Genomic DNA, 12,860 nt, shown 5'->3' with positions numbered 1-12,860 from the left:
AGGCGTGCCGTTTTTTTATGCCGTGACGTGGCGTTGCCCGCCGCGCCGCTCTCGCGGCGATCCGGCCATCACCACCGGATCCGGTCGAAGCGCCGCGTATACAGCAGTTCGACGCCGTCGAAAGTGCCGCCGTAAGTCGCAACGGACCAGTAGCGCGTCAGATTGACCGTCGCCTTGATTGCATTGCTCGCCGACTGCAGCCCCTGCTCATAGCCGATCACGAGCCACTCGTTGATCGCCTTCGACACCATCACCACCTGCGGATCGGTCAGCCCGACCTCGCTTCGGCCGATGGAAAACTCGTCGAGCCCAAAGGTCTGCGCGATCCGCTTGCCGCTCGCGCTGCCGAGCAGCGCGAGCGCCGTCGTCATGGTGCTTTGCTGTCCGACGTTGTTGCCCTGGTCCGTGCCGTGGCCGAAAAGCAGCCACGAAAGCTTTTCGTTATCCGGCACGTTCGGCTCCGACACCAGCTTCGCCACCGGGAACTGAACCGTGCCCGTGACCTGCACGCCCGCCTCGACCTGCTGATTGCGGCGCATCGCCAGAATATTGATGCCCGGATTCGCCACCGGACCGTTGAACGTGAAAAAGCCGTTCTCGATGTTGAGCTTGCGGCCGAACTGCGTATACGTCGAGCCTGGCGTGACCCGCACATTGCCGACCGCGCGCAGCGGCAGATTCGGCGCGCTCATCGCGGTGATCGTGCCGGTCAGGCCCAGGTCCGCGCCTTGTCCGCGGAAACGGAAATCCTTGCCGAGGTCGATGTCGATATTGGCGCGCGGCGCGAACGGGCCGACCGGCTTGTTGGTGCCGGGCACCGGCTTCGGCCGCTCGCCCGCGACCGTGCCGTCCGGGCGCACCACCACCACGTCGTCGCCCAGTTTCGGCGCGGACTCTTCCGGCATGTCGAACAACGCATGGTCGACCGCGAATTTGCCGTTGATCGCCATGCCGCCCTGTGCGCCGGCGTTGGCCACGCTCGCGCTGCCCGACAGCGACAAATTCCGGTCCGGCGCCGCGAACAGCTCGAGCTTGTCCGCGACGATGCTCGCGGTCAGGTCCGGCTCCGCGCCGTCCAGACGCACGCGCCCGGTCGCGCGCAGCGTGCCGCTCGCGCCGTGAAACTCGACCTGCTGGAAATCGACCAGATTGTGCGAGAGCGCGATGCGCACCACGCCGTCCTTCAACTGCACGCCCTGGTCCACCAGCGTCGCGGACAAACCGTCGCCGATCAGCGACCCGGTCAGGTTCGGCTTGGCGACCGTGCCGCCGAGCGCTAGCTTGAGCGCGAGGTGGCCGTCGAGCAGATAACTCGGCCCGAACAGGCCGCCGGTGGTTTTGAGCGACGGCACGTTCGCATTCACGTTGCCGGTGAGCGGGCCCTCTTCGTTCACGGTGAGGAAACCGTCGCGCATCGCGAGCGTGGTGTGCGCGTCGGCATCGATCACGCCGATCCGGTTGGCCTGCGCATGCACGGTGGCATTGAGCCGGTTGCCGCCGGTGAAGTCGGCGCGCGCGCTGAGGTCGGTGATGCCCAGCGAGGCGAGGCCGCGGCCGATTTCGACCGTGACGTCGCCGGCGCGGCGCTTCAACTGGATGTGGCCGCTAGCCGTGCTGCCCAGCGAGAAATCCCACTCGCCGTCGAACACGAGATCGGTCTTGACGGCGGGCGGCGTGCCGGTGACCTCGCGCCGCAGATCCTGCAAACGCGCGAGCGAAATATCGGTCAAGCTGCCCGCCGACTGAATCTTGCCGTGGTCGAAGGCGAACGATTTCAGGCTCAGCACCGCGCCTTCGAGCGTGAGGCGGGTCGCGCCGAGGGTCAGGCGGCTCGGCCCGGCGCTCACCGCGAGCGGCGCTTCGAGATTCAGCGCCGGCGTGCCGCGGTTCTGCAAACGGGTCACGGTGCCGTCCCAGCGCGTGCCGTCGCGGGCTTCGGTCAGCTTGCCGTTGGCGGCGAGCGTGAGAGCGAGCGGACGGTCCTGCAGCTTGCCGGTGGCCGCGGCCTCGAGCGTGTGATTGGCGCGCGTGCCGGACAGACGCGCCGTGAGCGTGGCCAGGTCGACGCCGCCCGCGCTCACGTTGCGCGCGTCGGTGCTGAAGACCAGCGCGCCGTTCGCGCCGTCGCGCAGTTCCGCATGACCTTCCGCATGACCGACGCGGTTGCTGCTGAACACCACGCTGTCAGCCTTGTAGTTCAGCACGACATTCGGGTGCTCGAACGAGCCGGTGAGATCGCCGTCGGCCGCCACCAGGCCGGCGAGTCCGAAACCGAGGCGCGCCAGTTGCGGTGCGTCGACACGAAAACGCAGCCGGTCGCCGCGCGCGCCGAAACTGCCTTGCAGGTCCACCTGGTTGCCCGCCACCGACAGATTCGCGCGACTCGGCAAGATCCGCGAGCCGGCGAGCTGGATCGTGCCGCCGCCGGTCAGCGGCAGGCCGTCGTAGACGCTCGGACCGAGCTTGAATTCGGCCTTGGTGGTGAAGACCGGAGCCAGCATGCCGGCCGCGGTGAGCGTGCCGTTCACGCGTGCCTCGATCTTGCGGACGGGCGGCGCGCCGCGTCGTGGCGGCGGTGTCTTGCGCTGAACGACTTCCGACTTCACCGTGGCCTTCGCGGTGTTTTTCGCCACGGCGGCGGCTTTGTCGCCTGGGGCCGCGCTTTTGGCGCCGGCCGTGCTGCCCGCTTCGGCCGCGGCCTGTTTGGCCTTGTCGGCCCTCGACGCCGGCGTCGCCCCGGTCACCGGCGTGCGCGATGGCATCTGCGATGTCAGCGTCAACGGATCGAAATCGGTCAGTTGCGCTTTCAGGTTGTAGCTGGAGTTCGCGTCGTGCTTGAGCGCGCCGGACAGATCGATGCGGCCCTTGCCCGACGTGATGCGCACGTCGTTGAAGGCGATGCGGGCCGGATCGAATATCAGCTTGCCTTGCGCGCGCAGCGCCGCTTTTGGATCGACGAGATCGAGCGTGAGACTTTGCACGTCGTCGTTCAGACGGACGCCGATCGGGCCGGAAAGCTGCGTGGGCCGCACGGTTGCCTGCAGCGCGTTCAGGTCGAGCCCGGCGACCTGTAGATCGAATCGCCCGCGCTTGCCGGTCAGCGCGCCGCCGCCGGTCAGCGTGGCGTTCTTCACGAGCCGGACGTTCAGGTTCGAGATGCGCTGCGCCTCGGCGTCGAGGCGCACGTCGGCGTTGGCGTCGATCAGCGGCAGGAGGTTCTGGTCGATCGCGCCGGGTTTGGCGTTGACGATCGACATGTGGCCGGCCACGGCGAAACCGGCGGCGCTTTTTTGGGCGGCGTGGGGAGCAACGCGGCCGTTGCCGGCGCCCACCGCACCGGAAGCTCCGCCGGCCTCGGCAGCGCTCGCCGCCATCGTCCCGCTCGCCGCGCCCGGAACCAGCTCGACCGCGCCCGCCCCGCCCGGCGCCTCCTCGTGCCCTACCGGCTGCAACTCCGCCCGCACCGCCAGATCCGCCAGCGGCGCACCCGGCGCAAACGCCTGCGGATTGACGTGATCGAAGGTCAGCGTGGCGCGCTGCAAAGGCACCGCGCCGAACGGCGTGGCCTCGACCCGCGCATGACCGGCGAGCTTCATGCCGGTGGCGTCGAGTTCGGCGACCAGATTTTCCAGCGAGCCGCTCAAATGACCGTCCACCTGAACCGCTTCCTCGTTGACCTTGCCCGAATAGCCGACGTCGCCGGAAAGCGGAAACGGCCGCGCGCCATCGAGCCTGGCCGTCGCCGTCAAGGCGCCGAACGGCGTGTCGAGCCGCTCGATCGCGGCTTGATGATGACGCCCGTCGCTGCGGCCATGAAACGCGAAATGCGAGAACTCGGTCGTCGACCCGCCCTGGCGCAACAACAGCTTATCGACCCGGACGTCGCGCACCTCGAGTTGCAGCGGCAAGCGCAAGTCTTGCGGCAGCGTCAGCGGTTCGCTGCTCTTCGACGAAGCGCCCACCCGGGCGTCGATCGTGCCGACATGCAGATAGTCGATCGCGAAGCGCCAGGGCTCGCGCGTGAGTCCCCAGCGGCCCGCGACGCGGTCGATCTGGATGTCGGTGCCGCTGCCGTCGAGGCTGCGCCAGCGTACTTGCCGCAGTTGCACGCCGTTCGCGAGCGCGCCGCCTTCGAGCGTGCCCGTGAGCTTGCCGCCCAGCAGCCTGACCGCCGCCTGCCACGCGTACGCGGTGCCGCGCTCGGTCGTCAGCGCGCCGTACAGCAGACCGAGCGCCAGCGCGAGCAGCAGCACCAACACCGCGACCGTCCACGCGAGCGTTTTCAGCAGCAGCCGGCCGAGACGGCGCCTCGGCGGCGGCGCGTCGGCAGGCGGCGGTTGTCCGGGCGGCTCTCCTGGCGGAGGCGTGCCGGGCGGCTGCGCGGAAGATTGAGCGGAAACGTCCGTGGTCATGCGTGGATCATGTAGAAGCAGGTGTCCATCAGAAGGCGATGCCGAGCGTCAGATACGGCCGCACGCTCTGGTTGCGGATGCCGTAAGCGACGTCCACGTTCACCGGACCGACCGGGCTGCGCCAGCGCGCGCCGATGCCGACGCCGGGATAAAAAACTTTTTCGCCCCAGGTATCCGTCGCGGTGCCGATGTCGAAGAACGCGGCGGCGCCCCAATCGTGAGTAAACCAGTGCTGATATTCGGCCGTCGCCGTCACGAGATACTTGGTGGGCAGCACCGAACCGGCGACGCTATTACCGATGCTCTGGTAGCCATAGCCGCGCACCGAATTCGAACCCCCGGCGCGAAACAGCAGCGAAGCCGGAATGCCGCTCGAACTGCCGCTCGTGAACACGCCGCCGAGTTCGGCGCGCAGCAGCACGATGTCTTCCTTGCCGATCGGCAGATACTGCTGACCGCGCGCGTAGCCGCGGATGAACGTCTGGTCGGTCAGCACGCCCTTGACCGCGAAGCCCGCCTCGACGTGAAGCAGGTTGCCCGAACGCGGAAACAACGGGTCGTCGGTATGGCGGCGGGTCCAGGACCATGACGGCACCAGCGCGCGGCTGGTGGTCGGCGCAATCGCATTCTGGTCGAGACGGTCCTGATAGAAGAGGATCGAGTAGTTGTAGTCGATGAACTGCGAGGTACGGGCGCGCTGCACGCCGGCGCGAATACTGTAGATGCGCGTATCGGAAACGTCGGTGGTGGTGTAGGACGCCAGCACGCTGTTGGTCCACGCGCGCCGCCCCGGCGGCATCGCCAACTGGATTTGTCCGTATTGCTGGTTCTGGTCGACGCGGCCCTCGATCGTGAACGGCCACGCCTTGCCGAAGGTGTCGAGATACGAGTACGCGCCCTGGATCAGCGGGCCGTTGTCCGTCGAATAGCCGACGCCGCCACGCACGCTGTTGTACGGGTACTCCGACACCTTGACGTGCATCGGCGTCTCGAGCGGTTTGGCCGGGTCGCTGTCCACGTCGATCGCGACGCTCGCGTAATACGGCGTGTTCTGCAACTGCCGCTGCAATTCGGCGACGCGCTGCACGTCGTAGATGTCGCCGACCGAAATCGGATTCACGTTGTCGACGATCTGCTCGGGATAGCGCCGCGTGCCGGATACGTCGAGTTTGCCCATCGTGAAGGTCGGCCCGCTTTCATACGTGACCGACAACGTCGCCTCGTGCGTGCGCGGATCGACGCGCGCCTCGGAATGGTAGATCTTCGCGCCGAGATAGCGGCGCGCCTGCAAGGCCTTGAGCGCCGCGTTCTTGGCGTCGTCCCAGCCGCCCTGCGAGAACGGATCGCCCTCGTGCAACGAGAACGCGAAGCGCGCGGTATTTTCCTGCGCCGGGTCCTCGGTCAGCACCGCGCCGCGAAACGAGATCGAAATCGAACTGATGGTGGTGAGCGGGCCGGGATCGACACTGACCGTGACGCGCTTTTTATCGTCGACGGTTCGCACGTCGGTGCGTACCACCGGCGTGAAATAACCCTGCGTGGACGCCAGGTCGCGCACCTGCTGGGGCGTGGCGGTAATCAGAAACTGGAACTGGTCGTCGCTGATGTCGGGCCGTTTGGCGAACCGCGCGATATCCAGATGCTCCTCGAGCAGCTTGCGCAGCGAACGCGGCGTGGCTTCGATCTCGACCTTGTAGCTGGCGGCCGCGCGCCGCGCCGCGTGGGCGTCGGTCACGGCCAGCATCGACATGACGATGCCGAATGCCAGCCACGCGCGCAGCCAGCGCCGGATGGACGCCATGTGCCCGCGCCCGAGGCCGGTCTCGCCGCGCCGCGGATGCGGCTTTTCGATCGCACATCCCGCCAAACAATCCTCCGGACGTGGTTGATGAATTCTGTCGCTCAGGCGCGCCGCGGCGGCCGAAGCTCGCTATTTGACCACATCGGCGACGTCGCGCAATCGGTTCACAAGCGTTCGCCCGACGCCGCAGCGCATGGGCGCTCAACGCATGCGCAATGCGCGATGCCGTCGGCCCAACGCCGTGCGCGCCGATCGGCTCGGGGAATGCACGCCGAATACCGTGTCATGCGTCAGACGCCGCCGTATCGGCGATGCCCGCCTTTGACGCGCCCCGCGCCGCGCGGGTTCCAGGAATTCTTGCACACCGCCCTCTCGCGCGGCCGCCGTTTTTCGTCCGCGCGCGGCGCATGCGGTAAAATTATGGAATAGCTGCGGCGCCGCTCCCCTCTTACTGCCAGGCCGCCGCCATTTCCCACACCACGGACGTCGAGCCATGTATCAATCGGACATCACCCAGTTCCTGAACCAGCTCAAGCAACAGAAGCCCAGCCTCGAGGCCGAACAACGCCGCGGCCGCGCGCTGCTGTGGGACAAACAGCCGATCGACCTGGAAGAACGCGCCGAGCAGAAAGCCTCGCGCGTCGAACAGACGCCTTACTCGTACTATCAAAACTTCTAAGCGCGTGAGTCACGCCGACGAGGCACACGGCGCACGGCCGGCCGCCGGCGACGCCGCGCTTGCCGCGCCCACCACCGACTCGACGCCGGACACCGTCGACGGCATCGCCTTCGCGCGCCTGTACGGCGAGCCGCTCTTCAAGCTGCCGACCGACCTGTACATTCCGCCGGACGCGCTCGAGGTGTTTCTCGAAACGTTCGAAGGACCGCTGGATCTGTTGCTGTACCTGATCCGCAAGCAGAACTTCAACGTGCTCGACATTCCGATGGCGGACGTCACGGTGCAGTACCTGGGCTACGTCGAGCAGTTGCGCCAGACCAATCTCGAACTCGCGTCGGAATATCTGCTGATGGCCGCGATGCTGATCGAGATCAAGTCGCGCATGCTGCTGCCGGTGAAGAAGGCGGACAGCGGCGAGGAAGCCGAGGACCCCCGCGCGGAACTGGTGCGCCGCCTGCTGGAATACGAGCAGATGAAACTCGCCGCGCAGCGCATCGACCAGTTGCCGCAGCTCGGGCGCGACTTCCTGCGCGCCGAGGTCTATATCGAACAAAGCATCACGCCGCGCTTTCCGGACGTGAACAGCGAAGACCTGCGCGCCGCGTGGGCCGACGTGATCAAGCGCGCCAAGCTGGTTCAGCATCACAAGATTTCGCGCGAGGAATTGTCGGTGCGCGAGCATATGAGCTCGATCCTGCGGCAATTGCAGAACGCGCGCTTCATGGAGTTCGCCGACCTGTTCGACACGAGCAAGGGCGTGCCGGTGGTGGTCGTGAATTTCATTGCCGTGCTCGAACTGTGCCGCGAGTCGCTCGTCGAAATCACTCAGGCCGAGCCGTTCGCGCCGATCTATGTGCGCCTTGCCTATCTGCCGGCATGAAGCCGCGAGCCATGCGCCGATCCGTGCACCACGCGCGGCCCGCATGCCTCGTTCCGGTGCGCCAGCGGCGCAAATCCACTACAATCCCGCGCTCCGAACCTTTCATCACCAGTGAGGCGGCGGGCCGCGCGAAAAGCTGATTTTTCGCACCAACCCAGTCTCGCGTCGCGCCAGGAATTTCCAGTCCGATCATGAAAGTCATCAGCTCGATCCATGAATTGCGCGACCAGTTGCGCGGCCAGAATCGCACCGCCTTCGTGCCGACCATGGGCAATCTGCATGAAGGCCATTTGTCGCTGATGCGTCTCGCGCGTCAGCACGGCGATCCGGTGGTGGCGAGCATCTTCGTCAACCGGCTGCAGTTCGGCCCGAACGAGGACTTCGACAAATACCCGCGCACGCTCGAAGCCGACATCGAGAAGCTGCAAAAGGAAAACGTCTACGTGCTGTTCGCGCCGACGGAAAAAGACCTCTATCCGGAGCCGCAGGAGTACCGCGTGCATCCGCCGCACGATCTGGGCGACATTCTCGAAGGTGAATTCCGCCCCGGCTTCTTCCAGGGCGTGTGCACGGTGGTGATGAAACTGATGTCGTGCGTGCAGCCGCGCGTCGCCGTGTTCGGCAAGAAGGATTACCAGCAGTTGATGATCGTGCGCAGCATGTGCCACCAGTTCGCGCTGCCCACCGACATCATCGCCGCCGAAACCGTGCGTGACGCCGACGGCCTCGCGCTCAGCTCGCGCAACCGCTTTTTGCAGGCCGCCGAGCGCGCCGAGGCGCCGAGGCTGGCCGCCGAACTCAATCGCGTGCGCGACGCGGTGCTGTCCGGCGAGCGCGACTTCGCCAAGCTCGAACAGGCGGCGATGACGGCGTTGGCCGCGCGCGGCTGGCAGCCCGATTACGTCGCGGTGCGCAAGCGCTCGAATCTGCTCCCGCCGGGACCGCAAGACGCCAACGCCGAACTGGTGGTGCTGGCCGCCGCCAAGCTCGGCACGACTCGCCTCATCGACAACCTCGAAATCTGAAATCGTCTTACGTCGCGTAGAAACGGACAGGAAGCCACAAGGGATTGGTCATGCAACGCAACATGCTGAAGTCGAAGATCCACCGCGTCGCGGTCACGCATTGCGAACTGCACTACGAAGGCTCGTGCGCGATCGACGAGGATTTGCTGGAAGCGGCGAACATCGTCGAAAACGAACGCATCGACATCTGGAACATCAACAACGGCGAGCGTTTCTCGACCTACGCGATCAAGGGCGAACGCGGCAGCGGCATGATTTCGCTGAACGGTTCGGCCGCGCGGCGCGCGCAGCTCGGCGATCTGGTGATCATCGCGGCGTTCGCGGTGGTCGATGAAGCGGAACTGAAGGCGGGCTGGAAGCCGGACCTCGTGTTCGTCGACGAGCACAACAAGATCAAGGGCAGCCGCGATCACGTGCCGACGCAAAACTGGACTTGAGGCCGTAGTTCACTCGCGCCGCTTCTCAACGCCACACAGCCACATGCAGCGGGCGGCCACGCCGCCTGCTCTTTGTCCCTCAAGCCCTCAAGCCTTCTTGCCCGTCTTGCTGGTCCATTCGAGGATCGGCTGCCACTGCTCCAGATCCTTCTCCACGCGGCTTTTGGCGACGTCCCACAAGGTCAGGCCGTGCGCGGCCAGTTGCACGTAATTCTGCGTGTCGCGCAGATAACCCAGCACCGGCAGCTTCAAACCTTCTACGAAGCGGTGCAACTGCTCCGCCGAGCGCGTGCGCGCATCGACCCGCATGCCGACCACGCCGATCTCGATCGCGCCTCTCCTGACCGCCTTTTCCTTCGCCAGCCGCTCAAGAAATTCTTGCGTGGCGAGAATATCGAACATCGACGGCTGCAGCGGCACGATTACCTTGTCGGCCAGATCAAGCGCGATGCCCAGCCGATTGCCATGCAAGCCGGCCGGCGTGTCGACGACCGCGTGCTCCAATCCTCGCGGCGGCTTGGCCGGCGTTTCGGGGTCGACTTCCCAGGTTTCGATGGCTGGCAGCGTGTCGGGCCGCAGCGACAGCCAGGCGTGCGCGGACTGCTGCTTGTCCAGATCGGCCAGCGCGACCCATTCGCCGGACGCCGCGAAATAGCCGGCCAGATTGGTCGACAACGTGCTTTTACCCACGCCGCCCTTCGGATTCGCCACCACGATCACCGTCATGAATTCTCCCGGAAAGAAGGCTGGACACTGCCAGCCGGTTTGCCGCGCTGTTTGCTCTGACTTGCGCCGATGAGCCCCGATCCTGACCGGATTCAGGTTCACCCGCCGATCCAGCCGTTGATAATATCGACAAATGCAGCGGGGTCGAAGCCCCGCAACGGCTAATTGATCACTCCGGCAGCGCCGATTTTCCTTCGAGGACCGAATTTCATGAGCAAACTTCGCCCTGAATACACCGTGGAGCGTCTGCACGAACGCCAGGAGGGCAGGCTGCCGGGCTTGCTGGGCGTGCATGTGCTGTCGCTGGAGCAAGGCACGTTGACCGCGGAGTTGACCGTGCGCGACGAATTGCTCGCGCCGAACGGCTTTTTGCATGCGGCCACGGTGATCGGGCTCGCCGACACCGCTTGCGGCTATGCCTGCCTCGCGCATCTGCCGCCGACCGCGCGCAACTTCACGACCATCGAGCTGAAAAGCAATTTTCTTGGGACGACCACCGAAGGCACGATCCGCGCGGTCGCCAAGGGTGTGCATCTGGGGCGCAGCACGCAGGTGTGGGACGCCACGGTCACGGATCCCGACGGCAAGACGATGGCGCTGTTTCGCTGCACGCAGATCGTGCTGTACTGATCGGCGGATAGGGGCGGCGCGGCAAGGCGGCGCCATTGGAAAAAGCACGCGGCCTCACGGCGCGTGCTTTTTGTTGTCTCGCGGTTGAGGGCGCGGGCGCATTGGGGGCGCCGATCAAAACAACCGTCACCCAAAGCATCAAGCAGCCGCCACGCGCCCCGCCTTCTGCCCACCCAGCGCCAGCACGCCGCCACCGAGCAGCGACTGCACCACCAAGGTCACCGCCCAGAACGCCGGATACTCCCATCCGCCGTGCGGCGACGCGAAACCCCATCCGTTATGCAGATGCTGCGAGGTCGCGCCGAGCATGAACGGCAGCAGCACCAGCGCGACCCAGCGGACCTGCACGCCGAGCAGCAGCGCAATGCCGCCGATCAGTTCGACGAACGCCGTCACGTAGCCGAGCCATCCCGGCAGGCCGAGCGACACGAAGAACTGCGCCGTGCCGGGCAGCGTGAAAACGAAGATCTTTTGCAGGCTGTGCGCGAGATAAAGCACGCCCAGGGCGAGCCGGAGGATGAAAGCGGCCAGGTCGGCGGAGCGATTCGGGTTCATGAGAGATCCTTGAAAGAGAAGCGGCCGGCGACCGGCCGCTAACACGAGGACTGTATTCGAACCGGATGCAGCGAAAAACCGCCACTCAGGCTTTGATTATTTCCCGTGAAGATCTAATCGCGACGCTCACCCGATTCCAAATCACCCGATCGCCGCAAAGAGCTTCGAAAGATCAAGATGCTCGGCGAGCGTATCCGCCAGCCGATCCAACGACGCCTCCCGCAGCGCCGGATAGTCGATTGCCGCGGCATCGCTCAAACCGGCCCACGCAAGCAGCGCGGCGCATGCGTCGGGCGTGTCGAACAGACCGTGCACGTAGGTGGCGAGAATCTGGCCATCGGCGGAAAACGCGCCGTCGGAGTGCGCCTCTTGCGTCCCATGCGCCGTGTCTCGTTGCACCGGTTGCACCGATTGCACCGACCGCAGCGCCGGCGTCTCCAGCGCCGGGCCTTGCGTCTCGCCCATGTGAATCTCATAGCCGGCCACCGCCGGCGAGCCGGGCAACGCGAGGCGCCCGGTCACGTTCCTCAGCGTCTTTTCGCGCGTGAGCACCGTCGAGTAATCGAGCCAGCCGAGGCCCGCGAAGGTGCCCGGCGAGCCTTCCACGCCATGCGGATCGGCCACTTCGCGCCCGAGCATCTGCATGCCGCCGCAAATCCCGATCACCCGGCCGCCGTAGCGCAGATGCCTTTGCAGCACGGCATCCCAGCCTTGCGCGCGCAGAAACGCCAGATCGCCCGGCACGTTCTTCGAGCCGGGCAGGATGATCAGATCGGCGGACGGCGGCGGCGTGCCGCTGCGCACATAATGAAAATCGACTTGGGGGTGCGCGCGCAACGCATCGAAATCGGTGTGGTTGCTGATGTGCGGCAGCACCGGCACGACCACGCGCAGCATGCGCCCCGCGTCGCTGTTCGCGGCGCGCAATTCGGGCGGCAGCATGTCTTCCGCGTCGAGCGTGAGTCCGTGCAGGTAGGGCACGACGCCGAGCACCGGCTTGCCGGTCTTCGCCTCGAGCCACTCGAGCCCCGGCTTCAGCAGACCGACGTCGCCGCGAAAACGGTTGATGATGAAGCCGCGCACCCGCGCCTGCTCGCTTGCCGACAGACACGCGAGCGTCCCGGTCAGATGCGCGAACACGCCGCCGCGGTCGATGTCGGCCACCAGCACGACGGGGCAATCGACGGCTTCCGCGAAACCCATGTTGGCGATATCGCGTTCGCGCAGATTGATCTCGGCGGGACTGCCCGCGCCTTCGACGAAAATCGTGTCGTACGCCGCCTGCAGACGCGCATACGATGCCAGCACGGCTTCAAACGCGATGGGCTTGTAGTCGTGATACGCGCGCGCATCGAGATTCATGCGCGCCTTGCCGTGGATGATCACCTGCGCGCCGCGGTCGCTCGTCGGCTTGAGCAGCACCGGGTTCAGATCGGTGTGCGCGGCGATGCCGGCGGCTACCGCCTGCAGAGCCTGGGCGCGGCCGATCTCGCCGCCGTCGACCGTCACCGCGCTGTTGAGCGCCATGTTCTGCGGCTTGAACGGCGCGACCCGCACCCCGGCGCGGCGCGCGAGCCGGCACAATCCGGCGACCAGCGTGCTCTTGCCCGCATCGGAGGTGGTGCCCTGAATCATCAGCGTGCCGCGCGGCACGGGTACGGCGTCATGCGGGGTCGAATTGGTGGTCACGTGAATGTCGGGCTCGGCGGTGAAGA

10 protein-coding genes are annotated in these 12,860 nt (G+C 66.1%); 5 read left to right on the top strand and 5 right to left on the bottom strand.

The window, feature by feature from the left end:
• Positions 1-68 precede the first annotated feature (68 nt).
• On the bottom strand, positions 69-4,412 hold the full coding sequence (locus ACOCG7_RS16155) for a translocation/assembly module TamB domain-containing protein (protein ID WP_421379070.1): 4,344 nt from the start codon (positions 4,410-4,412) through the stop codon (positions 69-71).
• A 28-nt stretch (positions 4,413-4,440) separates the two neighbouring features.
• Complete coding sequence (locus tag ACOCG7_RS16150; protein ID WP_114162020.1) at positions 4,441-6,279, bottom strand: autotransporter assembly complex protein TamA; 1,839 nt, start codon at positions 6,277-6,279, stop codon at positions 4,441-4,443.
• Between the two features lie 427 nt (positions 6,280-6,706).
• Between ACOCG7_RS16150 and ACOCG7_RS16145 the strand changes: the two genes are divergently transcribed.
• The 4 genes from ACOCG7_RS16145 to panD all read left to right on the top strand — a co-directional run bounded on the left by ACOCG7_RS16145 (position 6,707) and on the right by panD (position 9,234).
• Positions 6,707-6,892 (top strand): DUF3460 family protein, encoded by a 186-nt coding sequence (locus ACOCG7_RS16145; protein WP_073431976.1) that lies wholly within the window; start codon positions 6,707-6,709, stop codon positions 6,890-6,892.
• 4 nt (positions 6,893-6,896) lie between these two features.
• A complete protein-coding gene (locus tag ACOCG7_RS16140) occupies positions 6,897-7,772 on the top strand; it encodes a segregation and condensation protein A (RefSeq protein ID WP_073431975.1) in 876 nt (291 codons plus the stop codon).
• A gap of 191 nt (positions 7,773-7,963) precedes the next feature.
• Entirely contained in the window at positions 7,964-8,797 is an 834-nt protein-coding gene (panC, locus tag ACOCG7_RS16135) for a pantoate--beta-alanine ligase (RefSeq protein ID WP_073431974.1), read from the top strand.
• A 50-nt stretch (positions 8,798-8,847) separates the two neighbouring features.
• A complete protein-coding gene (panD, locus tag ACOCG7_RS16130; protein ID WP_073431973.1) occupies positions 8,848-9,234 on the top strand; it encodes an aspartate 1-decarboxylase in 387 nt (128 codons plus the stop codon).
• A gap of 87 nt (positions 9,235-9,321) precedes the next feature.
• Here panD and ACOCG7_RS16125 read toward each other — a convergent pair whose 3' ends face one another.
• Positions 9,322-9,960, bottom strand: coding sequence for a ParA family protein (locus ACOCG7_RS16125; RefSeq protein ID WP_114162018.1), 639 nt, complete (start codon positions 9,958-9,960; stop codon positions 9,322-9,324).
• Positions 9,961-10,170: 210 nt separating this feature from the next.
• Between ACOCG7_RS16125 and ACOCG7_RS16120 the strand changes: the two genes are divergently transcribed.
• The gene (locus ACOCG7_RS16120) at positions 10,171-10,590 is read left to right on the top strand and encodes a PaaI family thioesterase (RefSeq protein WP_073431971.1); all 420 of its coding nucleotides are present in this window, start codon (positions 10,171-10,173) and stop codon (positions 10,588-10,590) included.
• A 138-nt stretch (positions 10,591-10,728) separates the two neighbouring features.
• On the opposite strand, the gene ACOCG7_RS16115 is transcribed toward ACOCG7_RS16120, so the two are convergent.
• Positions 10,729-11,145, bottom strand: coding sequence for a DoxX family protein (locus tag ACOCG7_RS16115; RefSeq protein WP_114162017.1), 417 nt, complete (start codon positions 11,143-11,145; stop codon positions 10,729-10,731).
• Between the two features lie 141 nt (positions 11,146-11,286).
• A complete protein-coding gene (locus ACOCG7_RS16110) occupies positions 11,287-12,780 on the bottom strand; it encodes a cobyric acid synthase (protein WP_244220006.1) in 1,494 nt (497 codons plus the stop codon).
• Between the last annotated feature and the right edge of the window lie 80 nt (positions 12,781-12,860).

It is taken from the genome of Paraburkholderia sp. DD10 (assembly GCF_049177125.1).
GTDB lineage: Bacteria > Pseudomonadota > Gammaproteobacteria > Burkholderiales > Burkholderiaceae > Paraburkholderia > Paraburkholderia terricola.
The sequence above is the reverse complement of the archived record's forward strand: the minus strand, read 5'-3'. Positions and strand labels throughout refer to the sequence as shown.

Bases quoted from the DNA above. Each gene is read 5' to 3' on its own strand.
- ACOCG7_RS16155 (WP_421379070.1), bottom strand. From the start codon at position 4,412: ATGACCACGGACGTTTCCGCTCAATCTTCCGCGCAGCCGCCCGGCACG.
- panC (WP_073431974.1), top strand. From the start codon at position 7,964: ATGAAAGTCATCAGCTCGATCCATGAATTGCGCGACCAGTTGCGCGGC.
- ACOCG7_RS16125 (WP_114162018.1), bottom strand. From the start codon at position 9,960: ATGACGGTGATCGTGGTGGCGAATCCGAAGGGCGGCGTGGGTAAAAGC.
- panD (WP_073431973.1), top strand. From the start codon at position 8,848: ATGCAACGCAACATGCTGAAGTCGAAGATCCACCGCGTCGCGGTCACG.
- ACOCG7_RS16115 (WP_114162017.1), bottom strand. From the start codon at position 11,145: ATGAACCCGAATCGCTCCGCCGACCTGGCCGCTTTCATCCTCCGGCTC.
- ACOCG7_RS16120 (WP_073431971.1), top strand. From the start codon at position 10,171: ATGAGCAAACTTCGCCCTGAATACACCGTGGAGCGTCTGCACGAACGC.
- ACOCG7_RS16110 (WP_244220006.1), bottom strand. From the start codon at position 12,780: ATGATTCAGGGCACCACCTCCGATGCGGGCAAGAGCACGCTGGTCGCC.
- ACOCG7_RS16145 (WP_073431976.1), top strand. From the start codon at position 6,707: ATGTATCAATCGGACATCACCCAGTTCCTGAACCAGCTCAAGCAACAG.